Raw genomic sequence first — 25,453 nt, forward strand, 5'->3', positions numbered from 1 at the left:
ATAATGTCCACAGTAAATATTAAACCCTCTTACTATAAAACCCAGTCGTATTGGGGCGGCGTATTTGCCATGACGCTCTGCGTTTTTGTGTTGATCGCTTCTGAATTTATGCCGGTTAGTCTGCTAACCCCTATTGCCCGCGACTTGCACGTCACGGAAGGGCTGGCAGGACAGGGAATAGCCATTTCTGGCGCGCTGGCGGTCATTACCAGCCTGACAATCTCCCGCATTACCGGGGATCTGAATCGTAAATATCTTCTGCTGGAACTGACGATTTTAATGGCGGTATCTGGAATCATTGTCGCGCTGGCGGCCAGTTATCCGGTTTATATGCTGGGGAGGGCGCTGATTGGGATCGTCATTGGTGGATTCTGGTCAATGTCGGCGGCTACAGCCATTCGTTTGGTGCCTCAGCATCATGTTCCCCGCGCGCTGGCGATTTTTAACGGCGGGAACGCGCTGGCCACCGTTGTGGCGGCACCGCTGGGTAGCTACCTCGGGGCGACTGTCGGATGGCGGGGCGCCTTTTTATGTCTCGTACCGCTTGCGATAGTGGCGTTCATCTGGCAATGCCTCAGCCTGCCTTCGATGGAAAGCGATAATGAGCGCAAGCCACAGGGATCGATGCTTCGTCTGTTCAGAGTCTCTATCGTATCAACGGGGCTGCTGGCTTGCGGACTCTTCTTTATGGGACAATTTGCCTTATTTACCTACGTGCGACCGTTTCTGGAGAACGTGACCAAAGTGAGCGCGCCAGGCCTGTCCTGGATTTTGCTTGCTATAGGCGCAGCAGGTTTTATCGGCACAACGATTGTTTCGACCTTCCTGAACTCAAGGTTTTATCCGACATTAATCTTGATACCACTGCTTATGTCAGCGATTGCCGGTACGTTACTTTTATTTGGCCACAGCATGTGGATTGTTGCCGTTTTGCTGAGTCTGTGGGGAATGCTTGCGACAGCCGCGCCAACCGGATGGTGGACATGGCTCGCGCGGACGCTTCCCGAAGATGCAGAGGCAGGTGGTGGTCTGATGGTTGCTGTCATCCAACTCTCCATTGCGCTGGGTTCAACCGTTGGGGGTTTGATTTTCGACAGTTTAGGTTGGGAAAGTGCTTTCGGCTTGAGTGCTTTATTACTTCTTAGTGCGGTAGTAATGACGTTTCACACATCACGTCAAACATGAATCGCAGGCGGTTTAATCATAGAATAAGGAGCAGAGGCGGCTATCCTGTAACAGACGAAAGCACCGTCTTTAACGCCGAACTGATTCTGCTCTGAGGATTTATACATGACCACCTTTCATCAACTCAATGCCATCAGCCTGCGTGGCCAGCCCATCGCTATGGCCGATTACGCCGGTAAGCTGGTTCTGGTAGTGAATACCGCCAGCCATTGTGGATTCACACCACAATATGCAGGCCTTGAAGCGCTTTACAAGAATTACGGCGACAAGGGGCTGATAATATTGGGTTTCCCCTGTAATCAGTTTGGCAAGCAGGAACCCGGCGGTGCCGATGATATCGCGCAGACCTGCCTCATCAACTACGGTGTGAGCTTCCCGATGTTCGAGAAAGTCGAGGTTAACGGCGCCGCAACGCACCCCGTATTTCGCTACCTGAAAGCCGAATTACCCGGTGTGTTGGGCGGGCGGATTAAATGGAACTTCACTAAGTTTCTGATCGGACGCGACGGCAAACCGCTCAAGCGATTTGCACCGATCACCAAACCAGAAAAAATGGAAGCGACGATCCTTGCTGCGCTGGAAAACTAATATGCATTCCGCCATGCTTGATCCAAATTGTGCGAGCTATCACAATTAACAGAATTTCTTTTTGTTCGCTGCGCCTGTTTCCTCGTTAAACATCCCTCGTATGTCACGGTTTGTGACATGATAAGCGTCATAACTGAGTCATCAGGATGTTTAAATACATGTTTAACGCCAGAAAACTATCGACCCTAAATGCCCTCGAAAGCAGCGTGCACAATTACATTATCAAAAATATCAATGCCGTTATTTATATGACGATCAGAGAGCTTGCTGATAATTCTGGCGTGTCTACCGCGACTGTTCTGAGATTCTGTAAAAAAATGGATTTCAAAGGTTACTCAGAACTCAAAGCGAGTATGAAGTTGCACCTGAATAAAAATAGCACATTATTGATTCCTCATGGCGCTGAGGAAATATTGACCTTTTTTAAAAGCATCAGAAACGATGAATTTGATGAGATGATCAATCAGGCGGCTCAATACATTCGTGATGCCGAACGGGTGTTCTTTGCTGGCGCAGGCAGCTCTGGCACGCTTGGCAGGTATGGTGCGCGTTTCTTCTCTAATGTAGGCAAGTTCAGTAATCACATTGATGATCCCTATTATCCGGTGAGTACCGATATGGTGCAGAGTTCAGTGGCTATCGTGCTTTCTGTCTCTGGCGAAACTCCCGAAATATTGAAGCTTGCCAGGCAGTTTGTTATTCACAAGTGCAAAGTGATTTCTATTACCTGCAACCCGGATTCAACACTGGCAAAACTTTCTGACTTTATTGTTCCTTACCATGTTTCTCGCATTTTGATTGAAAGCGAATACGATATTACCACTCAGGTTCCGGTCATTTTTATTCTTGAATCGATAGGCAGAAAGCTGGTGGTGAATAATATCAGTGAAATGTCACGCGGTGTGACATTTTTGTAATTAGCGACCCGTTATAACATATTGTGACCTCGTGACATTGCCGGGATGATTTTCTAACATTGCCGGAATTAGTCCGCTCCTGACGGGCTGAATTCCCTCTGGCAATGGAAGAAAACCATGGCAATAGATTATGCGGATTCTGCGAAAGAGATCGTAAGACTGATAGGTAGCGATAATAATGTGATAAGTGTCACGCATTGCGCTACGCGTCTGAGATTTGTGCTGAAAGATTATTCTCTGGTCGAGGTTGAAACCTTAAAGCGGGTAAAAGGTGTTATTACCGCGATGCTGGCCAGCGGCCAGATGCAGGTGGTGATTGGTAATCACGTCGGTGACGCTTACCGCGAAGTGCAGAATCTACTCACTATCGACGAAAGTGCAGCGGTAACGCCGCCTAACGTCGGTATTGTTAGCCGCATTATGGATATCATCTCCAGTATCTTTGCGCCTTTTCTCTATCCGCTGGCAGCCTGCGGTGTGCTGCAGGGCATCATTTCGCTGCTGACCGCCATCGATCTAATGGATCCGGCAAGCGGCACTTATCGCATCCTTAACTTCGTATCGTGGACCGGCTTTACCTTCCTGCCCGTGATGGTTGCGTTTACCGCCGCCAAAAAATTCAACGTCAATCCGTTCACGGCGGTTATCTCTGCCTGCGCGCTGGTGTCGCCGGATTATCTGAATATGTTGACGGCCAACAAAATTCTTACCGCCAACTCAGCCGATCCGGCCGTACAAGCTTTGATGAAGAGCGCGGTTGAAAATCCTGAAATTTCAAAGGTGATGGTGGGGATTGCTGGCATTCCGCTTGATGCCGCGCCGCTGACCTTTATGGGGCTGCCGGTAGAGTATTTGAGTTACACCTCGTCGGTGATCCCCATTATTTTGATGGTGTGGGGCATGTCGTATGTTCAGCGTTTCTTTGAGCGCATGCTTCCGTTGGTGATACGCAACCTATTCACGCCGATGTTCTGCCTCGCCATCATGGTTCCGCTCACGCTTCTGGCATTCGGTCCGATCGGCAATATGATTGGCGGCGCCATCGGAGGCGTTTACAACACCCTTTATCATCTCAGCCCCACCATTGCCGGATTTGTGGTCGGTGCCTTGTGGATGCCACTGGTTACCTTGGGCGTGCATTGGGGCATCACGCCAGTGACCGTCGGTAACTATGCCACCCTGGGCTACGACACTTTTACCGGACTGCAAGCCTCCGCGGTATTTGGTATGGCGGGCGCGGTGCTGGGCGTATACCTGAAGGCGAAAGACGCCGAGCTTAAACGTATGGCGCTCTCGGCGGGTGTAACGGCGCTGTTCGGCATCACTGAACCCGCCATTTACGGTGTGGCACTGCGTCTTAAACTACCAATGATTTGTGGCTGTCTGGCGGGCGCTGCCGGCGGCATGATCGCCGGGGCTTTCAACGCGGTTTCATGGAGTTACTGCATTCCAGGCATTGCCGTCCTGCCGGTGTTCTTTAAAGAGGGGCACATGACGCAGTTCCTCGGCTTCCTGGCATCCATATTCGTCGCCTTCATATTGGGCATGGTTTTCTCCTGGGTCGCGGGATTCAAAGAAGAGAGCCAACCTGACGTTCGCTCTGTGCCACAGCCTGGCACCCTCTGATAAATTGAGATACAGATTATGAATAAGTCATTTCCAGAAAATTTCATGTGGGGCGGCGCTGTTGCGGCTCATCAGGTCGAAGGAGCCTGGGATAAAGGCGGCAAAGGGCCGAGCATTGTCGATGTCCTGACCAGCGGGGCGCACGGTGTTGATCGCGTCATCACTTCCGGCATTCAGGATGACTGCTTTTATGCCAATCACGAGGCATCAGACTTTTACCATCGCTATCCTGAGGATGTCGCGCTGCTGGCCGAAATGGGCTTCCGCTGCTTCCGTACATCGATCGCATGGTCGCGTATTTTTCCGCGCGGCGATGAAGTCGAGCCGAACGAAGAGGGGCTGCATTTTTACGATGCATTATTTGATGAGCTGTTGAAATACGGTATTGAACCCGTTATTACGCTCTCCCATTTTGAAATGCCCAATTTCCTGGTCACCGAATATGGCGGCTGGAAAAACAGAAAAGTTTTGGACTTCTTTGTCCGCTTCAGCTCGGTGGTCATTAATCGTTTCCAGCAAAAAGTAAAATACTGGATGACGTTTAACGAAATTAATAATCAGCGCAACTGGAAAACCCCGCTGTTTGGTTATTGCTGCTCGGGCGTTATTTTCACCCACGAACCTAATCCTGAAGAGTGCATGTATCAGGTTCTGCACCATCAATTTGTGGCAAGTGCTCAAGTGGTGAAATTGGGACATGAAATTAATCCTGCACTACAAATTGGCTGCATGATTGCTATGGTGCCGCTGTATCCGTTTTCCTGTCATCCGGATGATGTGATGTATGCACAGGAAGCAATGAGGGAGCGATTCCTGTTCAGTGACGTTCATATGCGCGGTCATTATCCGGCTTATATTCTCAATGAATGGCAACGCAAGGGATACCATATTGCAATGGAAGCCGATGATGCGCAGATTCTGCGGGAAGGCTGTGCCGATTATATCGGGCTGAGCTATTACATGAGTAATGCGGTCAGTAAAGAAAATGCCGGCAGCGGAACGGCGCTTTCAGGCTTCGAGGGCAGCGTACCGAATCCGCACGTTAAAGCCTCCGATTGGGGCTGGCAGATCGATCCGGTTGGCCTGCGTTATGTCCTGAATATTCTCTACGAGCGTTACGAAAAGCAGCTTTTCGTGGTGGAAAACGGTTTTGGCGCCATCGACAAAATCGATGAAAACGGCGAGATCAATGATGAATACCGCATCGATTATCTGCGTGCGCATATTGAACAGATGAAGAAAGCCGTAACCGAAGATGGCGTCGATCTTATGGGATATACCCCTTGGGGATGTATTGACTGCGTATCTTTCACGACCGGGCAATACAGCAAGCGCTATGGCTTTATTTACGTAAATAAAAATGACGATGGTAGCGGAGATTTTTCTCGCTCAAAGAAGAAGAGTTTTGACTGGTATCGTCGGGTCATCGCCAGCAACGGCAAAGAACTCTAGCGAAATATGTGCGACAGGGATGTCGCACATTGAGATCCTTATGGCTTCTCTTTTTCGTCTTCAACTGGAATCAGCGGTTCATCAATAGCGATGGATGAATTAGATTTCAGCAGCTGAATATCCAGAATCACGTAGGTCATGGTGGTGATGAACAGTGAAATCACGCTGCCAATCACGCCGCTGGTGGTGAACGTGAAATAGTTATACATCACCACCCAGGTCACACAAATAAACAGCGCTAGCGCAACGTTAATTGCCGATTGCGAATAATTCGTGGTGCGTGATCCCATTTCATTAATTTGCCGACTGAAATTCGCGCCGCTGTATTTCTCCAGCACAAATATTCCCTGTTCCCAGTTACGCAAGCGTCGAGCGCCGCTGCGAGTCAGAAATACGTACAGCAGCGAGACGAATAAACCAGAAAAAGCAATCAGTACCGGCACCGCTTCCAGCGCATAAGCGAGGCTTTTATGGCTCGATGCCTGCGGCGTGAGGTCCAGCGTTAACGACGCGCCGAGTGCGGCATATAAAAATACAAAAAGTAGCAGAAACAGCGCGTTGCGGCGCCAGTCGAGGTCGGCTTCGTGATTCTTCTGCTGTCGTGCGCTGTGCAGCGCCTGCTGTAATAGCGTGGCATCGGTGGATGCAGTGTCAATACTCTCAATCTCTTCACCCAACAAACGGTGAATAAACGGCTGATCGGCCGGTTCAATGGTGATGCGCATAGATTTCTCGGTGACGTAACGATCAAAGGCGTCAGTGTAACGTAAATCGTCTGGCGCGCGCAGAATCTGCGAGTAAGCGCGCAAATTTTCATCTCTGTTTCGGCTCAGCTTGCACATCATTTATACAATTAATGCGCGGTTATTACTGACCGCGCAAATGACGACGGAGTAACGAGCTATGTCGTATGTAGATGGTTTTGTTGTAGCGGTGCCGGAGGCTAATAAGGAGGATTATCGTGCCATGGCGGCTAAAGCCGCACCGCTGTTTGAAGAGTTTGGCGCCACGCGTGTTGTCGAGTGCTGGGCAGACGATGTTCCCGAAGGCGCGCAGACCGATTTTTATCGCGCGGTAAAAGCTGAAGAGGGCGAAACGGTGGTGTTCAGCTGGATCGAATACCCATCGCAGGAAGTACGTGACGCCGCCAATGCCAAAATGATGTCCGATCCGCGTATGAAAGAGATGGGCGAGAATATGCCGTTCGATGGTAATCGTATGATCTATGGTGGATTCGCGATTTTGCTGGAGGCGTAGTTGAGTATTTGCAACTGCAGTGAACCGTAGCGGCGCAATTTATTGCGCGGTAATTCGCGCCGCTACAAAATGTACGGTGATTTGATGCGGTACTAAATTGATCGGCCTTACGCGATTTATTGCGCTATTTTTTTAATCATTGTGTGTCTCTTACTTCTATTGTGTGCAATTAATTGCGCCGCTACGATAGGCGCTGGAATTATTCACCTTTCACAAGGAGTCACTATGCTGGATATCACGCACTTTCCGCTTTTCCTCGCATCCGTATTTCTGCTGTGTATTACACCGGGACCGGATTTAGCTTATGTCGTAGGACAAAGCGTAGCGAATGGACGACGTAGCGGTGTGATATCAGCGAGTGGCGTAGCGCTAGGAAGTTGCACGCATGCCATTGCCAGCGCCGTCGGTTTGACGGCGCTAATTACCGCTTCGCCACTGTTATTTACGGTGATTAAATATATCGGTGCGGCGTATTTAATTTATCTGGGCAGTAAAATGGTGTGGGGAACTTTTTTTAGCCGTGAAGAAGAGAAAACACCGCAGGCTGAAATTCCACGCTCTAATACGCGCAGCTTATTAATTCGCGGTTTTATTACATCGATTACCAATCCAAAAGTATTGCTGTTTTTCATCTCCTTCTTTCCACAATTCGTGGTAGTTGATGGCGATCATCATGCCAGCTCGTTTCTGTTGCTCGGCCTGACGTATGCGGTTGTGGGTTTAATGACTGACGTGATATTTGCTCTGGTTGCTGGCAGCGCGGCTAGCGCGGTGTCGCGCAATGTGATGTTGCAGAAATTGCTTGATCGTGTGGTGGGCATCACCTTTATCGGTTTAGGCGTGCGCCTGGCGCTGACGCGTCGTTAACAAATTCATCTTAGGAACAACGGCCAGCGATTGGCGCTCGCGGATTATTCGGGTAACGTGGAATGCTTAACTTTGTTACCTACAAATAATTACCGCACGCTAAGTTGCAGGAGAGTCATTTCATGGCCGTTAATTCTAATATCGTCGGCATTGTCAGCGATGAGTTCATCAATCCCAACACCGTAAAGCTGCTTAATGAAGTCACACGCCAGTTGAATGAGCGTGGTTTTATTACGCTGCTGCTGAATGCGAATTCCCGCGAAAGTTTTCAAAGCGCGCTGCGTAATGCGGCGCAACTTCCTGTCGGCGGCTTGGTTTTTCTGACTTCGCTGTTTAGCGATGAATTGAGTGTGTCGGCCGAGATTCTGCCGCAGACGGCAACGGTTCATCTCAGCCACAGCGCCAGCGCGGATGCTAACGTTGTGATTGCGGATGGTTATGACGCAGGCGAAGAGATGGGACTGCTGCTGCTGTCGCAAGGTCATCAACGTTTCGGCTTTATGCACAGTCAGGAAAATAGCGCGCCCGCGCGACAGATGGACGGTTTTGTCGCTAGCCTGCAAGCTGAACAGAAAGAACTGAATATCGAGCTCTCTGCCGGTGGCAACGATCGCGAACTGGCTTATCAGGCAATGATGGCGTACTTGAAGAAAACGCGCGCTGCCGAGCGCATCAATGCGCTGTTTTGCGAAAGTGATGTGCTGGCGTTCGGCGCGTTACAAGCGGTGCGCGACTTCGCGCAAGGCGCACATGTTGCGGTGGTGGGTTTTGATGATGTCGATGAGGCGCGCGCGTCAACCTGGCATCTCACCAGTTGGGCGCAGCGACGGGATTTGCTGGTGGCCGAAGCGCTGAATCGTTTACTGGAAAACCGTGCCGATACCAGTAACGCCTGGCAGCAGGGCGAAATGCAGGTGCGCCATTCACATCACGGCAAACATGTGCCGGGCGAAATGTCGCAGTGCGGATGTGCGATTCGGCATTAATCGCCTGAAGCAGGAAGGATAATCGGATGCTCTGGCTCATCGCCAAATACGCCATAACCGCTGGCATGGTAGTCCTGATATCTGAAGTGGCTAAGCGTAGCGATCGCCTTGGCGGGCTGATTGCCGCACTGCCTTTGGTGACGGTGCTGGTGCTGATCTGGATGAAGCTGGAAGGCCAAAGTCAGGCCAAAATTGCCAGTCACGCGTGGTACACCTTCTGGTATGTGGTGCCGACCTTGCCGATGTTTGTCGCCTTTCCATTTCTCTATCAACGCCTCGGATTCTGGCCGACGTTGTTCGCGAGTTGCGTGCTCACCATCTTGCTATTTCTGCTTTGGGCCACGCTGCTCAAGCGTTTTGGTATTGAGTTGGTGTAAGTTTATTAGGATAACGCTTCACCAATATCCGATCTTGCAATGCATCCATCTGCATTTCAGGAATAAGCTGAGTCAACAGGCCGCTCTCGGCGAAAGGCGATCCTTCCGGTCCAGTGTGGTGCGCGAAGAAAACAAGCGTGATGTGTTTACATTGAAAAACAAAAGGGCGAACGCGGATCAACCAGCATTCGCCCAACGTTTAGTGCTTGGTTCCATTACCTGAACCGTCACGATTGCGGAAAATATGCGTCACGTTATCGGTGTTTTTGATCGCTATTCCGCTCTGCTGCGGGGTTTCGATATGATTCATCACTTCCGACATCGCACGGCTCAGCGCTTGCTGGCGCGGCGGATCGCGTTCAATCGAAGCCATCACGCGCAATTTATCAAGCAGCGCGCGAGTAGAAACCGGGCCGGATTTTTTCAGCAACTGTAAAATCGCATCGCCCATGATGATGTCGGTGAGCCGTTCTTCATCACTTCTGTACATATATTCTCTCTGATTACCGCGGCAGACCTGCGGCAAATAACGAAGTGGATTCAGTCTAACCAGTAGCTGAATGAGGCGGAAACCACTTGGTTAATTCTCAGGCCAGCGGCGCCTGATTTAGGCTTCTCGTTCTACGGAAAACATCAGGCCGATTAATTGCTGATAGTGAATTTCCGCTTCAGTACCGCGTGCTTGCTCCATACGGCACAGCAGCTTGGTGCATAGTGTTTTACGGCTTAACGTCCGTCCTGAACGTAAGATTTCAACCACAATCTGCCCCAGCGTTTCCTGCTGCGAAGGCAAAGAGGCTTCTTTGAAGTAGCGTGCAATTGCTTCCGACGCTGTGGAAAAGTTACGATCCTGACGCATGGTTCCATCCTCAAGGTTGACGTATAACTTTAGCCATCAAACTTATACAAGTTTAATTAATATGTACAGGAATATGGCGAATCAGTTGCCTAGTCATTTGGCCAAAAGTGCTAATTTATTGTTAACAATCACTTAAGGAACAGGTCAGGGAGGCTGAGTGTATTTCATACAATGCTTAGTGATGAAGGCTGTTCTTGAGTATATGTATTGCACTTAGTACAATAGGTTTTCATGCCAGGACAAGGAGAGTCCTCATTAAGAACGGAGGGAACACATGGCAATTTATGTCTTAAAGCCATTCGATAGAAACACCAAAGGTGACGCTATCGATAGTGCAAAATTATGCAAAGCGGCGCTGGAAGTCATGGCAGGGATTTATGAAGCCAGTTTCGGCGGGGGAGTTTACAAGAAGCGCATTCCTTTAGTTGTTGGAAAAAGTGGCGGGGCCCGGGCGGTTGTAGCCTTTAAAACTGAAAAACATCTTTTTTTCGTCAACGGCTATGCTAAATCCGCATTCAAAAGTAGTGGTCGAGAGATATCTGAATCTGATCTCGCTCTCTACAAGGAAGTGGCCAAACAACTATTTGAAATGACATCAGAACAAGCAAAAGTAGCCATCAAGACTGGCAAGATGCGTGAGGTAAAATGTGATGGTTAATCATCTGAAAGATTTACAAGAGATCGCCAAGGATTTTAATGAAATTGGCGTGGTCACCGATGAGCTAAAAGAAAAAATTGATTCTCGTGTGAGATTGCGTGAATTGCGCGCTTCGCTACCTGTCCTGCACATGATGTCGGGAGATGAAATAAATCAGTTACGTCAACGTTATAATCTGAGCCAGGCGATGCTGGCCGCCTACGTCGGCATGTCAGTGGGGACGGTAGTGAAGTGGGAACGAGAAGAGAAAAAACCTAACGGAGCAGCACTGCGATTGCTCAATCTTATCGAGCGAAAGGGGTTGGAAGTGCTGCAATAATGCCTGTCAGTTGAGGGTAAATCGGTCGCCATGAATGTCAGCGTGGCGAGATTTTATAGGGTGCGCATTCATGCGCACCTGAATATCACCGCAATTATTCCATCAGCCATCCGTCGATAGCGTCAGCGCTTCCCAGCGATCAATCTCCGCGCTAAATGATTCCATCTTTTGACGTACTAATGCCAAAGCATCGCTGCCCAGCAACAGATGCGCCGGTGGATTGCTGCTTTCGATCACATTGAGCATCGCGCTGGCGGCTTTATGCGGATCGCCCAACTGTTTGCCACTCTTCTCCTCACGCGCCTGCCGAATCGGGTCGAACAGCGCATCATAATCGGCGATGCTGCGTGCGCTGCGCACCATCGAACGCCCGGCCCAATCGGTGCGAAACGATCCGGGTGCGACGGCGGTCACATGGATATTGAACGGCGCCAGCTCTTTGCTCAGGGTTTCTGAAATCCCTTCCAGCGCAAACTTGCTGCCGCAGTAATAGCTGATGCCGGGCATGGTGATAAAACCGCCCATCGAGGTGATATTAATAATGTGGCCCTGACGGCGCTGGCGCATAAAGGGCAGCAGCGCTTTAATCATCGCCACCGCGCCAAACACGTTGACGTCAAACTGGCGGCGCATCTCGTCCAGCGGTGATTCCTCCATCACGCCTTCATGGCCGTAACCGGCGTTATTCACCAGCACATCAATCGGGCCAAGCTGGGTTTCAACATCGGCAATTAACGCCTCAATGGCGGCGAAATGGGTGACATCCAATTCATAGGCGAAGGCATTTTCCGCATGCAAATTTTCAAACTCGGCTTTTGCCGTAGCATTGCGCACCGTACCGACTACGCGATAGCCACGATTTAACGCAACCTGTGCCAGCGCGCGGCCAAATCCGCTGCTGACACCAGTGATGAATAATGTTTTAACGTTGGACATTTGCGGTTTCTCCTCAAAAAGTAGAGGATGCATAATATTCTGGCGCTGAAACGGCCATAAGGCCTTATCTTGTTTAATCCTTGCCTAATATTATGAATGTGATGTTATCCGATGAAAGAAACGCTCCAGCAGCAAACCGTAAAACTGCTTAAAACGTTAGCGCCGCATGAAGGTTACAACCTCACCGCGCTGCCGGACGTGCGCATCCTGCGTTCCGATCGGCCGCTGGCGCGTACGCCGGTGCTGTACGATCCGGGCATCGTGATTGTTTGTCAGGGATCGAAACGCGGCTTCTTTGGCGATCAGGTTTATCTCTACGATGAGCAGCACTATCTGGCGGTTGCGGTGCCGGTGCCTTTTACCATGGAAACCGCGGCATCGGCGGAACATCCGCTGCTGGCGATTTACCTGCATCTCGATTTCAGCGTGGCGACGGAATTGCTGTTGCAGCTGGAGCAGCAAGATGTGGCCCTTGAGAGCCAGGCGGCGCAGAGCATGATGTCGAGCCCAATGGACCAGACGTTGCGCGAGACGGTGTTGCGTTTTCTCACAACGCTAAATCATCCGCTGGATGCGAGGATGCTCGGCCCAGCGCTGGTGCGTGAACTCTATTATCGCGTGCTGACCGGTGCGCAGGGCAGCGCGCTGCGAGCGGCGCTAACCTTGCAAGGGCAATTTGGCAAAGTGGGCAAAGCGCTGAGCCACATTCACGCGCACTATGCGCAGCCGCTAACGCTGGGACAACTCGCGTCGCTGGCGGGCATGAGCGTGCCCACTTTTCACACCCATTTTAAAAGCATCACCAATCAGCCGCCGATGCAGTATGTGAAGTCGGTGCGATTGCATCAGGCGCGCATGTTGATGGTGCGTCAGGAGATGACGGCGGCTGCGGCCTGTCATGTGGTGGGCTATGAAAGCGCCTCGCAGTTTAATCGTGAGTTCAAACGCCTGTTCGGTTTACCGCCGGCCGAGGAGATCAAACGCATGCAGCGTAACTTTGCCGTGCCGCCGGCGCATCAGGCCTCGACGTTCGTTTCATCACATTAGCGCAAGGTTATGCTATAAATGATAACGATTATCATTTTTGGCGTGAGGCAGAGGATGCAGGTAGCACAGGAAAACGCGATAAGCGCGGATTGTTGTATCGTTGGCGGCGGCCCGGCGGGATTAATGCTGGGCTATTTACTGGCGCGCGCGGGCTTACGCGCCGTGGTTATTGAAAAACACCCCGACTTCCTGCGCGATTTTCGTGGCGACACCATTCATCCCTCAACGCTGGAGATCATGCGCCAGCTGGGATTGCTCGATGAGCTGCTCACCTTGCCGCACCAGCGCGCGGAGAAGCTGCAGGCGGAAGTGGCGGGTGAAGAGATCACCATGGCCGATTTCTCACGTCTACCGGTTGAGTGCCGCTTTATCGCCTTTATGCCGCAGTGGGATTTCCTCAATTTTCTCGCTAAAAAAGCCGCCGAATTTCCGGGGTTTACCCTGCTGCAATCCACCGAATTTAATGACTTTATTTATGAAAATGGCGTAATCAGTGGCGTAAAAACGTTACAGGGTAACGAGTGTCACATCATACGCACCGCTTTAGTGGTAGGTGCGGATGGCCGCAATTCGCAGGTCAAAGCCAAAGCCGGATTAACCGGAAAAAGCTTTGGTGCGCCACGCGATGTATTGTGGTTTCGGCTTGAGAAACATCCCGACGATCCGCAACTCGGCATGGGTCATAAAGGTCCGAAGCAAAACTTTATCGTCATTGATCGCGGTGATTACTGGCAGTGCGGCTACACCATTCAGAAAAATCAGTTAGACGAGTTAAAACTGGCGGGATTGGATGCGCTGAAAAGCACCATGGCTCAGGTGGCTCCGTTCAGTGCAGAGCGCATGGCGGAGGTCGATGGTTGGGACAAACTGAAGCTGTTGTCGATTCGCATTGACCGACTCGATCGCTGGATGAAACCTGGCGTACTTTGTATCGGCGATGCTGCGCATGCGATGTCGCCGATTGGCGGCGTGGGGGTTAACCTGGCGATTCAGGATGCGGTGGCCGCAGCCAATATGCTGACCAAACCGCTGCAGCATGGCAATGTAGCCTTGCACGATCTGCAAAAAGTGCAGCAGCGCCGCCAGTTCCCAACCGTCGCCACCCAATTCCTGCAAATCAAAATGAGCAGCAACAAGCGCAAACGCAGCACACCAAGTAAAGTGCCGCAGATCATCAGCCGCTTTCCGTTCCTGCGCCATCTGTTTGGCCGCTTGATTGGCCTCGGCTTCCGCACCGAAAAGCCGCGTTATTTATAACCGGCAAAAAAAAGCCCGCTAAGCGCGGGCCAGGTAAAGGTTACCAATCTAAAATTCTCGTAGCAACGCATTGCTGTGTGTTGCGTCGCTATAATAGCAACAGATCGCCATCTGTGCAGGAAAGGATCAACGAGTTAATTTTGTTCTAAGGATAAGCATTATGCTTGCTGCACCCGCGTTGACCACCAGCACATCAGCGATCCCAGGCTGACCATCGCGGTGCCTTGCCAGAAGGCGACGGTCAAATGCGAGCGCAGAATAAAGGCGGCGAGAATCGAAGAGATGATCGGAATGAAGTAGGACGCGGCGGCCAAAAGGGTCACGTTGCCATGCAAAATGCCGACATTCCATGCGGCATAGCCAAAGCCCATCGCCATCGCAGCAAGCGCCAGACTGATGCAAACCTCAGCGGATAGCATAAACGGCGGCTGCGGCGAGAGCAAAAACTTCAGCCACAGCGTCAGCGCAGTCAGGATAAAGAACAGCGTTATCCCATTGTTGCCGTCAGCAATTTTTTTGGTTACCACACAGTACACCGCCCAGATAACCGCGCCGCTCAACGCCAGGCCGTAACTCAACGGATTATCCATCACGTTATGGGTGATTTCGCTGAATGAAAAACCTTGGTCGCCGCCCAACACGCGACAAATGCCGGCAACCGCCAGCAACAAACCCGGAACAATCAGCGGATGGGTTTTTTGTCGATTGACTATCACCGCGAAAACAATGGTCAAACTTGGCCACAGATAATTGACCATGCCAACTTCAATCGCCTGGCGACCGCTGTGGGTAAAGCCTAATGAGAGTGACAGGCAGAGTTCATAACAGACGAACAGCACGCTGCCGATAATCAAATAACTGCGCGGGAAAGCGCGCAGCTTTGGCAAGCCTACGGTGAAAATCAGCAAAATAGCGCTGGCGCTATAGATAAGCGCCGCGCCGCCCACCGGGCCGAATCCTTCGCTGACATTTTTAATCAGTCCTACAATCGCGCTCCACAGCAGAATGGCCAGCAAGCCAATCAGCGTCGCCTTCTTTTGGGGCATGACCCGCCACCTTATTTCGCAAATTCGGGCCAAAATCCTATCAAATCAAACGTGCTTTGTATTTGCTGGATTTCCTTCTGGGATGATGGTCGCCATTTATAGTGACCGCAAAGTTAACCCGTTCCCGTCATCAGCGACTGAACCGCAGGCTTACGCACCGACGCCAGCAACTGTTGGGTATACGCATGCACCGGGCGCTGCCAAATCTGCTGATGATCGCCTTGCTCCACCATCTCGCCCTGATACATCACCATCACGCGGTCGGCGATGTAACGCACCACCGCCAGATCGTGCGAGATAAACAGCAGCGAAAGATTGCGCTGCTGCTTCAGGCTCACCAGCAAATTGAGGATCTGCGCCTGCACCGACACATCCAGCGCCGACACCGGCTCATCACAAATCAGCAAATCAGGATCGAGAATCAGCGCGCGCGCAATGCCGATGCGCTGGCGCTGGCCGCCGGAAAACTCGTGCGGATAGCGTTGCAACGCATGCTCCGGCAAACCCACCTGATCAAGGATGTCACGCACCGCGCGCTGCTGCTCAGCACGTGATCCGCGTCCGTGTACACGCAGCGGCGTGCGCAAAATCTCCTCCACCGAGTGACGTGGATTAAGCGACGAAAACGGATCCTGAAAAATCATCTGGATACGCGGACGCAGCAGCGCGCGCTGGCCGTTGCGCAGGTGATCGATGCGCTGCCCGGCAAACTGAATCTCGCCGCCGTCGGGTTTCAGCAGGCCGAGGATCAGGCGCGATAGCGTGGATTTCCCGCAGCCCGATTCGCCTACCAATCCAAGCGTTTCACCTTGTCGGATATGCAGCGACACACCGCGTACCGAGGCGCTGCCCGGCGGCATCGCGGGATAACGAAAATGCAGCTGATCCAGCGACAGCAGCGGGGCAGATTGCGCATCAATCTCCGGCAGCGCTAACGCCTCCGGCGTCATCAGGCGCGGCGGTCCATCCGGATGATGCACGATCTCCGTCAAGCGTCGCTGGCGATAATGCGGCGTTTCGCCAGCGTGCAGCGAGGCGGCCAGCAAGCCACGCGTGTAAGGATGCTGCGGCTGAGCGAACAGCGCGGCTTTGCTGCTCTCCTCGACTTTGATTCCGCGATATAGCACGGCCACGCGATCGGCGTATTGCTCCACCAGTCCTAAATCGTGGGTGATAAACAGAACGCTCATGCCGAGTTGATGGCGCAGGCGATCCAGCAGTTCGAGGATCTGTTTTTGCACTGTGGCATCCAGCGCGGTGGTTGGTTCATCGGCAATCAGCAGCTGCGGCTCGCAGGCAATCGCCATGGCAATCATAATGCGCTGGCGCTGCCCGCCGGAAAAATGGTGCGGATAATCATCAATACGTTGCAGCGCGTGGGGAATATTCACCTGCTCCAGCAAAGCAATCGCGCGCTGACGCGCTTCCCGCGCAGGCAGCCCAAGATGCAGCTGCACGGTTTCGGCAAGTTGCTGGCCGACAGTAAGCACCGGATTGAGTGACGTCATCGGATCCTGAAAGATCATGGCGATGGATTTGCCACGCAAACGGCGCAGCGTCGCTTCCGGCTGCGCCAGTAAATCCAGACCCTGATAACGGATTTCTCCGGCGAGCGTGGCGGCTGATGGTGTCAGGCGCAGCGCGGCAAGCGCGGTGATCGATTTACCGCTGCCGGATTCGCCCACCAGCGCCAGCATTTCGCCGGGCTGCAAGCTGAGATCTAGATCCTGCACCGCATGGCGATCGCCGAAATGCGCACTAAAGTGACGGAACTCGAGAATCGCGCTCATTATGCTGCTCCTTTGCGGCGGGGATTGAGCCAGTCATTCAGCGCGTCGCCCAGCAGATTCAACGCCAGAATGGTGGCGGCCAGTGCGCTACCGGGCAGCACCGCGAGGAACCAGGCGTTTTGCAGCGATTGTCGACCATCGCCAATCATGCCGCCCCAACTGATGCGATTGGGATCGCTGAAGCCGAGAAAACCCAGCGAGGATTCAGTGAGAATGGCGCTCGCCATCATCACCGACAGTGTGACGATCAGCGTCGGCAGCAAATTGGGCAGTAGCTCACGCAGCAGAATCCGCAGCGGGCTATAACCGAGCGTTTGCGCGGCCAGTACAAACTCCTGATGGCGCAGCAGACGACATTCGGCGCGCACCAGCCGCGCAATCATCGGCCAGCTCGCTACGCCAATGGCGCAGGCGATGTAATTCACCGTGGGATGACCGATCGCCACTAACACCACCACCAGCAGAAACGCCGGAAAGGTTTGAAACAGCTCGCTGATGCGCGTGACGATGCGGTCGGTTTTGCCGCCGAAATAGCCGGCGCTGGCTCCGGCAAGCAGGCCGATGACCAGGCTTACCAGCACCGCCGTCGCGCCGATTTGCAGTGAGACGCGCGCCCCGTGGAAAATCCCGGCGGCCACGTCGCGCCCGAGCGAATCGGTGCCGAGCGGGAATTGCGCGTCATCGCCGGGCCAGAGAAAAGGCTGCGCGATCATCTCCAGCGGATCGCCGGGGAATAGCCAATCGGCGAGCAACGCCATCAGCAGCACGGCGGCCAGCAGCACGCTGCCGACCATCGCTTCAAGCGAACGAAACAGACGATGCCAGCGCGGCCGCACTGGTGAGGAATGTAACGCTAAGCTCTTCATGCGCGGCCCTCCATGCGCGGATCGATCAGGCTTTGCAGCAGATCGACCAGCACGTTAACGATCACCACCATAAAGGCCGACAACAGCAAAATACCCAGCACCACGTTGAAGTCGCGCGCGATGATCGCTTCCATCGCCAGGCTGCCCAATCCCGGCCAGCTGAACACAGTTTCAATCACCGCTGCGCCGCCGAGCAGGTTGCCAAAGTAGAGCCCGGCAACGGTGGTCACCGGCGTTAGGGCGCAGCGCAGCATGTGGCGTGACACGATGCGCCACGGCGCTAAGCCTTTGGCGTGCGCGGTGCGGATAAAATCCTCATCGGCGACGTCAAGCAGAGCGCTGCGCGTAAGGCGCGCATAGATAGCGATGAAGTAGCTGCTCAGCGCCAGCACCGGCAACACCGCGTGGCGCAGTTTATCCAGCAGCGCGCCGCCGCCGGACAAATTCGCGCCAATGGTTTGATTGCCGCCGCTGGGCAGCCAGTTCAACTGCACGGAAAACAGCAGCAGCACCAGCAAGCCGATCCAGAATCCCGGTAGCGAATAGAGCAGCAGATTGACCATCGTTAACAGGCGATCCGGCCATTTATTGGCCCACACCGCCATGATCACACCAAACCCGATGCCGACCAGCAGCGCCACCGCTTGCGCCAACAGCATCAGCAGCAGCGTGTCAGGCAAGCGCCCAACAATCAGCGACGTGACATCGGTGCCAAAGCGCGGCGAATAGCCGAGGCTGAAGTGCGCCAGATGCCATAAATAGTTCCAGAACTGCGTCAGCACCGGCTGATCCAGCCCGTACTCGGCACGCAGCCACGCCATGGTTTCTGCCGACGCGCTGCCCGACTGGCTCGCCATCACATCCACCACATCGCCCGGCACCAGTTGCAGTAGCACGAACACCACCAGCACAATGCCGAGCGCGGCGGGCACCGCCTGAATCAGCGCACTGCGCAGCGCGTACAGCACGCGCTTGCTGGTGCGCGACAGCGGCAACGCAGGTTTCTGCTCCGCCGCATGGCTGCGTGACATCAAAGGGTCCATTGCGCACCTCGATCCCAGTGCGACGGGCGCAGCGCGGCCTGGAAGCTGTTCACCAGCGTCAGCGTGTCGTAAACCGGCAAGCCAAAGCGCTGTTGCAGCAGGGCGCTAAACGGCGCCAGATTGGTGCACTCCAGCAGCAGCGCGCCGCTGTTGGGGAAGCGTTGTAGCGCGGCAGCAGTCGCCGCAAGCACTTCGTAGGCGAGTGTTTCCCAGTTGACGCTGCTGTCACCGGTGCGAATCGAGCGCACAAATTCTGACTCGGGCGGCATGCCGGCAACCTGGGCATCGGCGGGAATGCCGACGCGCGTCAGGTAATCGGCTTTCAGTGTGCTCTCATCAAAAGTGAGGATCAGCGGCGGTTTTTCGGCAGGCAAAATTTGCCGCAGGCTGACATATTGCAACAAGCTGCTGGTGACAATCGGCACCGGCGACCAAGCCGCCAGCTCTTGCTGATACCACGATAAGTAGCCGCAGCTGGTGGTCAAGCCATCGACGCCTTGATCGATAAGGATCTGCGCCGCACGCTTAAACGGTTCCAGCAATTGATGTTCGCCGAGATGTCCCATGCGCTGCGGGATGGCTTCTTCCACCACCTGATAACGTACCGGGAACGGCCAGGTTTGCGGATTGCCAATATCGCCCTGATAGCGGCGAAACGCGGTTTTCACCATCAGAATACCAATGGTGGCGGGCTGGTAAGCGGCGCGACTCATTTTTCCACCCATACGCTGGATAAATTGCCTTCGAGGCCATCGGCGGTTGGCGAGTGATCGTGCACGCGTTTGTTGCTGATGGTGATGAACTGCGGTGAGGCGAGATTCACATCCGGCACGTCACGCTGCACGATATCCTGGAACTGCTGGAACTCTTGCAGACGTTTACTGTTGTCATTCTCGGTTTGAGCCGCTTCGAGCAGGCGATCAACCTCAGCATTCTGGTAATGGGAAATATTGGTAAACGGCACGCCCGGGCGGTAGTTCTTCGACCAGTAAAGACGCTGCACGCCGACGGTAGGATCGTAGAGATTGGCGTACTGATCGATGGAGAACTGGAAGTCACGCTGGGTAAAGACGCGCGTGGCGTAGGTTGACAAGTCCTGCGAACGCAGCGTGGCGGCGATACCGATGCGCGCCAGCGCCGAACGCACAAACTCGGCGTTGCGACGGAAGGTATCGTCAAAGGTGTTGTAATCAAGCGTGACGCGCAGACGCACGCCATCATCGCCTTTCTTGTAGCCCGTCTCGTCCAACAGTTTATTGGCGGCCGCCAGATCGTACTGATACGGCGAAAGTTTGTTGCTGTGGAAAGCTTTCAGGCCTGGCGCGACCGGCGTTTCGGTTGGCGTGGCATAACCGAAATAGACCACGTTGAGCAACGCTTGGCGGTTGATGGCATGCGCAATCGCCTGACGTACGCGCAAATCTTTGAACAGCGGATCATCCAGATTGAAGTGAATCGAAGCCACGCTGTAGGAGTAATTATTCCCTTTGGTTTCAAATACCAGCTTTGGATTTTCCTGCAAACGCTTCAGCTCGCTGAGCGCCACCGGCGTGCGATAGCCGATATCAGCCTGGCCGGTTTGCAGCGCGAGAGATCGCACGGTGGGATCGGTCGAGAACTTCACTACCAATTGATCGATATACGGTTTTGGTGCATCCCAGTAATTCGGGTTGCGCTTATAAAGGATATAGCTGCCGCGCTCCCACTTTTCGAAAATATAAGGCCCGGTGCCAATCGGTGCATTATTATTGGGATTCTTCAAAACATCGCTGTTTTCATAAATATGTTTCGGCAGAATTGGCGTTTCACCGGCCGCAAAAGCGGTAATTAAATAGGGCGCGGGATGGCTTAATATCAGCACGGCGGTCAACGCATCCGGCGTTTCGATGCTGGCGACGTTGGCGAAAGTCGATTTCGCACGCGGGTGAGTTTTCTTTAATAAATCAATCGAGAACGCCACATCGGCTGAGGTAAAGGGCTGGCCGTCATGCCACTTCACGCCTTGACGCAGATGGAAAGTATAACGTTTACCGTCCGGGCTGATCTCCCATGAAGTCGCCAGCTGCGGCAGCGGCTTGAGGTTGTAATCGTAGGTGAGCAGGCCTTCGTTGACCTTGGCGCTGGCAGCAATTACCGGCTGTGCCACGGTTGCCAGCGCCACCAGCGCCGAAGGTTCGCTTGGCAAAATCAGCGTCAGCGTACCGCCTTTTTGCGGCATTTCTGCGTTAGCAGAATTAATTACAAGCATTCCCAATAGTGTAAATAATAAAATTCGACCTAATAGCCGTAATGAATTCATTGTAATAACCCTTTGTGAGAATAATCAGTAACGATGCAGGCTCAGGGAAATTAACAGGCGAATTCTGTTTTTCCTATTAACTAAAATGGCTTTGGATTGCTGGAATATGGATATTTGCGGAGGTTGGGTTTAGTGCGGGTTGGAATAACGGTCGCCATAAATGGCGACCTTACAACGGATTGGTACGGGTTTTCGAACGGTCGCCATAAATGGCGACCCTACAACGGATTAGTGCGGGTTTTCGTAGGGTCGCCATTTATGGCGACCTCACTCACTGGAACATCAATTACCACTTCATCTCGCCGGTATTCACTTTGGCGCTCAAATCCAACGAACTCTCCTCCAGCAGATGCGGATAAGCGGCTTTCATGGTTTCGATCACCTGCGCCGAACCTTTATGCTGCTGCAGCGCTTTCTCAAAGGTTTGCAGATAGTTCAAAGTAAACGTAATTGCCGCATCACCCGTCGGGCGCTCGCCGAGATAATGCCCCGGAATCACCTGCTTAGGCTGCAGTTTTTGCATCTCGCTCAACACATTGCGCCACTGCTGACGAATGGCAGGCGTTTGCGTATCAGCAGTCCAGACGTGAATGCCGGAAGCCACGCCGGTGCCGCCGAGAATCGCTTTATTCGCCGGGATCCACACGTAAGCCGCGTAATCATTGGCGTGACGCAGTTCCAGCGTTTCACCGTCGACTTTAAAGCTGGTGGCATGCGTAACCTGCGGAACATACAGCTGCTTTGGCGCGCCGTCCTTCATCTGCGGACCCCAATACGCCAGCTTGGCGGCTTTGCTGGCTTCGATGTGTTTTACCACCTCCGGCGTTGCCACGATCTTCACCTGAGGGAACGCTTTTACAATCGGTTCCAGACCAAAATAGAAGTCAGGATCGCCAGAGGTGATAACGATCTGCGTCAGCTTTTTGCCGCTGGCTTTGATCATCTGCACCAGCTTCTCGCCGTCTTTGGTGCTGAACTGCGCATCAAACAGTATCGCTTCGTGCGGACCAGAAACCAGCGTCGAAGAGACCGGGAAAATGCCGTTCTCCTGCGGGTTATACACTTCTAAATTGAGCGGCGCAGCGAAGGCCGGCAGGGCGGCAAAGGCCAATGCCAGCGTCAACGTTTTCATTTTCATCGAATTTTCCTTTATCCGGCACCTTGCCGTCTTTGAGGGCTTTATTGTAGAGAAATTGCTGGCTGGTAGAATTCCCGAAACTGGATATGATCAGTTTCATAAAACGATCAGATGGAGCCAACATGGACAGAGTCACGGCGTCAACGGTGTTCAACCGCATTTGCGAGCTAGGCAGCTTAAGTGCTGCGGCGCGTGCGCTGGATATTTCGCGGCCGATGGTCAGCCGCTATCTGGATGAAATGGAGAAGTGGGCCGGTGCGCGTTTACTGCACCGATCATCGCGCAAACTAACTATCACGCCCGCTGGCGAGAAGATCCTCGAAAAATCGCGCGCGCTGGCGAGATTGGCTGAAGAGATTGCCGATCAGGGCGCGGATAGCGAACCACACGGCACCTTGCGCGTCGCCTGTGCGCACTCCACCGCCACGCATATTCTTGGCCCGATGATTCCGGCATTTCTCGCCCGTTTTCCGGCGGTGCGCATCGAGCTGGAGATCAACAATCAGCCGGTGAGTTTAATCGGCGAGCGCATTGATGTGGCGGTACGGATTACCGACGATCCCGAATCTGGCGCCATTGCGCGCCGCTTAGGCGAGTGTGTTTCGGTAGTGTGCGCATCGCCAGACTATTTGCAGGCGCGCGGTGCGCCGCAAACGCCTGCCGATCTTACGCAGTATAACTGCCTGCATTACAGCCGTTTCGCCGGGCAGAGCTGGCAGTTTTCCGATGCGCAGGGCGAAACTATTTCAGCGGCGGTACACGGCAATTTCAGCGCCGGTATCTCGTCGGTGTTGTGTGATGCGGCGGTCGCCGGTTGCGGTTTAGCGATGGTGCCGGAGATGGAAGCGCGCCACGCCATCGACAATGGACAGCTGCAAACCGTGCTGCCGGCATATCAGCCAAAAACGCTGGCGATCTATGGCCTCTACATGTCACGGGAACGGCAACCGGCGGCGCTGCGGGCGTTTCTCGATGCGGTGCAACAGCAGTTAACCGCCTAAACGTTCGACACGCAATTGGTGTGCAAGTAATCAGAGCATATTCAGTGTGTTAAGCAAGTAAAGGTAGCTTTAGAGAGCCGGTTTTCAGCCTGAAATCGCCAAATACGTGGTGAAACTTTGCTCAGCTGTGATCGCTATAGAACGACGGAACCTGACCGGTTACGCGGCGAAACATGGTGGAGAAGGCCGAACTGCTGTCATAGCCGAGCGAGAGCGCCACGTCGTTGACGGATTTGCCCGCCACCAGCCGCGCCAGCGCCGTTACCACGCAGGCGCGTTGTCGCCAGGCGGAGAAGGATAAACCGGTCTGCTGAAGGAAATGGCGGCGGAAGGTGCTGAGGCTCATAAACAGTGCGCTGGCCCAGCGATCAGCCGCGTCATGAATGGTTGGCGCCTGCAAGAAGTTCTGGCATTGCGCCAACAGCGCCGGATGCTGCGGCAGTGGAATATCAAATTCCCGTACAGGCATTGCCGCTAACTCCAGCAGCAGCAACTGCACCAGCGATCGATCGCGATCCGATGCGTATAACAGCGGTAAATCAACGGCTTCAATCAATAGCTGTCGCAGCAGCGGCGAGACGCTGATGACGCGGCAGCGATCGCTATCGCGCAAATCTGCCGCGCAAACCGGCTCGATATACAGACTGCGCGTTGAGACGCCGACAAACTTCACACTGTGCGCGGTGTCAGGCGGAATCCACACCGCATGTTGCGGCGGAACCACCCATTCGCCCGCCTGGGTCGAAACGTGCATCAAACCCGTCGCGCCATACAGCAACTGCGCGCGGCGATGGCGATGCGCTGGCAGCACAAATCCCTGCGCATAGTCATTCCCCAGCGCCACCACGTCACGATCAATCTTGTCGTATTTATCAATGTGGCTATTACGCATACCCGGCATCCACCGCAAATTGACTGATTTGCAAGGGTAATTGAGCGCTGCACAAATGGGAAGCGGGTAGGTTGCTGCGTAAGCTGCATCACTCTTTTCATGACGTAGAGAAAGGCGATGAACGAGCTGTTAATAATTGGGCTGGCGGGGTTTGCCACCGGCATCACCACGGTGTTGTTTGGCTTTGGCGGTGGTTTTGTGGTGGTGCCGTTTGTCTATCAACTGCTGTCGCAGCAGCCATTACTGGCGGCGCAGGCGATGCATATCGCGGTGGCGACCTCAACGGCGGTGATGATTTTCAACGCCGGTTGGGCCAGCTATCAAAACTGGCGGGCGGGCAAATTGCATACAGACATTTTGCTGCCGCTAATCAGGTTTATCGCGCTGGGTGCGGTGATTGGATCCTGGCTGGCAGGCATGATCAGCGATACGTGGGTGCGCAGGCTGTTTATGGTTTACATGGTGGTAACCATCGCCGATTGCCTGCTGCGCAAAGGTTTCTTCAGCCGCGCGGCACCGCGAAGGTTGTCGCGCCTAACCGCCAGCGTGGGCGGCACAATGATTGGTGTTATTGCTGCGATGCTCGGCGTCGGCGGCAGCGTGATGACCGTGCCGCTGCTGCGTCGTCATGGCTATGCCATGCGCGACTGCGTCAGCGCGGCCAATCCGCTGTCGCTGCCGGTGGCCATTTTGGGTGCTACGACGTACGCCATCAGCGGCTGGCAGCAGATTCCCGCCAGCGGTTATCTCGGTTTTATCAGCCTGAAGATATTGTTGCTGCTGGTGGTCGCTGGATTTTTAGGGTTTCTTTTTGCCCGCCGCTGTATTCCGGCGGTGCCCGATGTCTGGCATGCGCGTATCTATGTGCTGCTGTTGTGCATGGTGCTGGTGGCTATCGCAGTTTAAAAAAAGCGATCGTTAAGCCAATTCTAAGCTTCGCCACGTACATTGCCTTCATTGTTACAACCATCAGTAAACGAAGTCAGAATTAGAGGGCGATCGCTGAACTCCTGCAGATTGCCCGCGTCTACAGAGCGTACTGAGCTT

27 protein-coding genes are annotated in these 25,453 nt (G+C 53.5%); 15 read left to right on the plus strand and 12 right to left on the minus strand.

The window, feature by feature from the left end; genetic code table 11:
- Positions 1–3 precede the first annotated feature (3 nt).
- The 5 genes from K5Y30_RS19210 to K5Y30_RS19230 all read left to right on the plus strand — a co-directional run bounded on the left by K5Y30_RS19210 (position 4) and on the right by K5Y30_RS19230 (position 5,768).
- Positions 4–1,185, plus strand: coding sequence for an MFS transporter (locus K5Y30_RS19210; RefSeq protein ID WP_222212902.1), 1,182 nt, complete (start codon positions 4–6; stop codon positions 1,183–1,185).
- A gap of 105 nt (positions 1,186–1,290) precedes the next feature.
- Positions 1,291–1,773, plus strand: a complete 483-nt coding sequence (locus tag K5Y30_RS19215; RefSeq protein ID WP_222212904.1) for a glutathione peroxidase — start codon at positions 1,291–1,293, stop codon at positions 1,771–1,773.
- A 158-nt stretch (positions 1,774–1,931) separates the two neighbouring features.
- Positions 1,932–2,690 carry a MurR/RpiR family transcriptional regulator gene (locus tag K5Y30_RS19220; RefSeq protein WP_222212905.1) on the plus strand — a complete coding sequence of 253 codons (759 nt, stop codon included), beginning with the start codon at positions 1,932–1,934 and terminating at the stop codon, positions 2,688–2,690.
- A 117-nt stretch (positions 2,691–2,807) separates the two neighbouring features.
- Positions 2,808–4,316, plus strand: coding sequence for a PTS transporter subunit EIIC (locus K5Y30_RS19225; protein WP_222212907.1), 1,509 nt, complete (start codon positions 2,808–2,810; stop codon positions 4,314–4,316).
- Positions 4,317–4,334: 18 nt separating this feature from the next.
- The gene (locus K5Y30_RS19230; protein ID WP_222212909.1) at positions 4,335–5,768 is read left to right on the plus strand and encodes a 6-phospho-beta-glucosidase; all 1,434 of its coding nucleotides are present in this window, start codon (positions 4,335–4,337) and stop codon (positions 5,766–5,768) included.
- A 38-nt stretch (positions 5,769–5,806) separates the two neighbouring features.
- Here the strand turns inward: K5Y30_RS19230 and K5Y30_RS19235 are convergent, their stop codons facing one another.
- Positions 5,807–6,493: a hypothetical protein gene (locus tag K5Y30_RS19235; RefSeq protein WP_192235577.1), complete on the minus strand. Its 687-nt coding sequence runs from the start codon at positions 6,491–6,493 to the stop codon at positions 5,807–5,809.
- Between the two features lie 178 nt (positions 6,494–6,671).
- On the opposite strand from K5Y30_RS19235, the gene K5Y30_RS19240 reads away from it, so the two are divergent.
- The 4 genes from K5Y30_RS19240 (at position 6,672) to K5Y30_RS19255 (ending at position 9,255) form a co-directional block, all read left to right on the plus strand.
- Complete coding sequence (locus K5Y30_RS19240; protein ID WP_222212911.1) at positions 6,672–7,025, plus strand: DUF1428 domain-containing protein; 354 nt, start codon at positions 6,672–6,674, stop codon at positions 7,023–7,025.
- A gap of 225 nt (positions 7,026–7,250) precedes the next feature.
- Complete coding sequence (locus K5Y30_RS19245; protein WP_101761587.1) at positions 7,251–7,892, plus strand: LysE family translocator; 642 nt, start codon at positions 7,251–7,253, stop codon at positions 7,890–7,892.
- Positions 7,893–8,014: 122 nt separating this feature from the next.
- Positions 8,015–8,878, plus strand: a complete 864-nt coding sequence (locus tag K5Y30_RS19250; RefSeq protein ID WP_192413134.1) for a substrate-binding domain-containing protein — start codon at positions 8,015–8,017, stop codon at positions 8,876–8,878.
- A gap of 26 nt (positions 8,879–8,904) precedes the next feature.
- A complete protein-coding gene (locus K5Y30_RS19255; protein ID WP_210080402.1) occupies positions 8,905–9,255 on the plus strand; it encodes a DUF3147 family protein in 351 nt (116 codons plus the stop codon).
- A 199-nt stretch (positions 9,256–9,454) separates the two neighbouring features.
- Here the strand turns inward: K5Y30_RS19255 and K5Y30_RS19260 are convergent, their stop codons facing one another.
- Complete coding sequence (locus K5Y30_RS19260) at positions 9,455–9,745, minus strand: hypothetical protein (RefSeq protein WP_101761585.1); 291 nt, start codon at positions 9,743–9,745, stop codon at positions 9,455–9,457.
- 117 nt (positions 9,746–9,862) lie between these two features.
- On the minus strand, positions 9,863–10,114 hold the full coding sequence (ycgZ, locus tag K5Y30_RS19265; RefSeq protein WP_110866812.1) for a regulatory protein YcgZ: 252 nt from the start codon (positions 10,112–10,114) through the stop codon (positions 9,863–9,865).
- Between the two features lie 274 nt (positions 10,115–10,388).
- On the opposite strand from ycgZ, the gene K5Y30_RS19270 reads away from it, so the two are divergent.
- Both K5Y30_RS19270 and K5Y30_RS19275 read left to right on the plus strand, forming a co-directional pair.
- Entirely contained in the window at positions 10,389–10,772 is a 384-nt protein-coding gene (locus tag K5Y30_RS19270) for a type II toxin-antitoxin system RelE/ParE family toxin (RefSeq protein ID WP_222183472.1), read from the plus strand.
- Positions 10,765–11,091 (plus strand): DNA-binding transcriptional regulator, encoded by a 327-nt coding sequence (locus K5Y30_RS19275; RefSeq protein WP_101761582.1) that lies wholly within the window; start codon positions 10,765–10,767, stop codon positions 11,089–11,091. The genes K5Y30_RS19270 and K5Y30_RS19275 overlap by 8 nt, the downstream gene beginning before the upstream one ends.
- Before the next feature lie 102 nt (positions 11,092–11,193).
- On the opposite strand, the gene K5Y30_RS19280 is transcribed toward K5Y30_RS19275, so the two are convergent.
- Positions 11,194–12,027 carry an oxidoreductase gene (locus K5Y30_RS19280; RefSeq protein WP_222212913.1) on the minus strand — a complete coding sequence of 278 codons (834 nt, stop codon included), beginning with the start codon at positions 12,025–12,027 and terminating at the stop codon, positions 11,194–11,196.
- Positions 12,028–12,138: 111 nt separating this feature from the next.
- On the opposite strand from K5Y30_RS19280, the gene K5Y30_RS19285 reads away from it, so the two are divergent.
- Both K5Y30_RS19285 and K5Y30_RS19290 read left to right on the plus strand, forming a co-directional pair.
- Positions 12,139–13,074: an AraC family transcriptional regulator gene (locus tag K5Y30_RS19285; protein WP_222212915.1), complete on the plus strand. Its 936-nt coding sequence runs from the start codon at positions 12,139–12,141 to the stop codon at positions 13,072–13,074.
- Between the two features lie 54 nt (positions 13,075–13,128).
- Complete coding sequence (locus tag K5Y30_RS19290; RefSeq protein WP_222212918.1) at positions 13,129–14,331, plus strand: FAD-dependent oxidoreductase; 1,203 nt, start codon at positions 13,129–13,131, stop codon at positions 14,329–14,331.
- A 158-nt stretch (positions 14,332–14,489) separates the two neighbouring features.
- On the opposite strand, the gene yddG is transcribed toward K5Y30_RS19290, so the two are convergent.
- The 7 genes from yddG to K5Y30_RS19325 all read right to left on the minus strand — a co-directional run bounded on the left by yddG (position 14,490) and on the right by K5Y30_RS19325 (position 22,513).
- Positions 14,490–15,377, minus strand: coding sequence for an aromatic amino acid DMT transporter YddG (yddG, locus tag K5Y30_RS19295; RefSeq protein ID WP_222183464.1), 888 nt, complete (start codon positions 15,375–15,377; stop codon positions 14,490–14,492).
- 113 nt (positions 15,378–15,490) lie between these two features.
- Positions 15,491–17,167 (minus strand): ABC transporter ATP-binding protein, encoded by a 1,677-nt coding sequence (locus K5Y30_RS19300; RefSeq protein WP_222212920.1) that lies wholly within the window; start codon positions 17,165–17,167, stop codon positions 15,491–15,493.
- A complete protein-coding gene (locus K5Y30_RS19305; protein WP_222212922.1) occupies positions 17,167–18,033 on the minus strand; it encodes an ABC transporter permease in 867 nt (288 codons plus the stop codon). Before K5Y30_RS19305 ends, K5Y30_RS19300 begins: the two co-directional genes overlap by 1 nt.
- Complete coding sequence (locus K5Y30_RS19310) at positions 18,030–19,064, minus strand: ABC transporter permease (RefSeq protein WP_255606723.1); 1,035 nt, start codon at positions 19,062–19,064, stop codon at positions 18,030–18,032. Before K5Y30_RS19310 ends, K5Y30_RS19305 begins: the two co-directional genes overlap by 4 nt.
- A complete protein-coding gene (locus K5Y30_RS19315) occupies positions 19,064–19,789 on the minus strand; it encodes an aspartate/glutamate racemase family protein (protein ID WP_222183461.1) in 726 nt (241 codons plus the stop codon). Before K5Y30_RS19315 ends, K5Y30_RS19310 begins: the two co-directional genes overlap by 1 nt.
- Positions 19,786–21,324 (minus strand): ABC transporter substrate-binding protein, encoded by a 1,539-nt coding sequence (locus K5Y30_RS19320; protein WP_255606724.1) that lies wholly within the window; start codon positions 21,322–21,324, stop codon positions 19,786–19,788. The genes K5Y30_RS19315 and K5Y30_RS19320 overlap by 4 nt, the downstream gene beginning before the upstream one ends.
- 337 nt (positions 21,325–21,661) lie before the next feature.
- Positions 21,662–22,513: a Vmh family MBL fold metallo-hydrolase gene (locus K5Y30_RS19325; RefSeq protein WP_222212926.1), complete on the minus strand. Its 852-nt coding sequence runs from the start codon at positions 22,511–22,513 to the stop codon at positions 21,662–21,664.
- A 122-nt stretch (positions 22,514–22,635) separates the two neighbouring features.
- Here K5Y30_RS19325 and K5Y30_RS19330 point away from each other — a divergent pair, with 122 nt between their 5' ends.
- The gene (locus K5Y30_RS19330) at positions 22,636–23,514 is read left to right on the plus strand and encodes a LysR family transcriptional regulator (protein ID WP_222183458.1); all 879 of its coding nucleotides are present in this window, start codon (positions 22,636–22,638) and stop codon (positions 23,512–23,514) included.
- A 121-nt stretch (positions 23,515–23,635) separates the two neighbouring features.
- Here K5Y30_RS19330 and K5Y30_RS19335 read toward each other — a convergent pair whose 3' ends face one another.
- Positions 23,636–24,406, minus strand: coding sequence for a helix-turn-helix transcriptional regulator (locus K5Y30_RS19335; protein WP_222183456.1), 771 nt, complete (start codon positions 24,404–24,406; stop codon positions 23,636–23,638).
- Positions 24,407–24,523: 117 nt separating this feature from the next.
- Here K5Y30_RS19335 and K5Y30_RS19340 point away from each other — a divergent pair, with 117 nt between their 5' ends.
- Positions 24,524–25,312, plus strand: a complete 789-nt coding sequence (locus K5Y30_RS19340; RefSeq protein ID WP_222212928.1) for a sulfite exporter TauE/SafE family protein — start codon at positions 24,524–24,526, stop codon at positions 25,310–25,312.
- Positions 25,313–25,453: the final 141 nt, after the last annotated feature.

Source organism: Pantoea sp. DY-5 (assembly GCF_019795955.1).
GTDB classification, from domain to species: domain Bacteria; phylum Pseudomonadota; class Gammaproteobacteria; order Enterobacterales; family Enterobacteriaceae; genus Pantoea; species Pantoea leporis.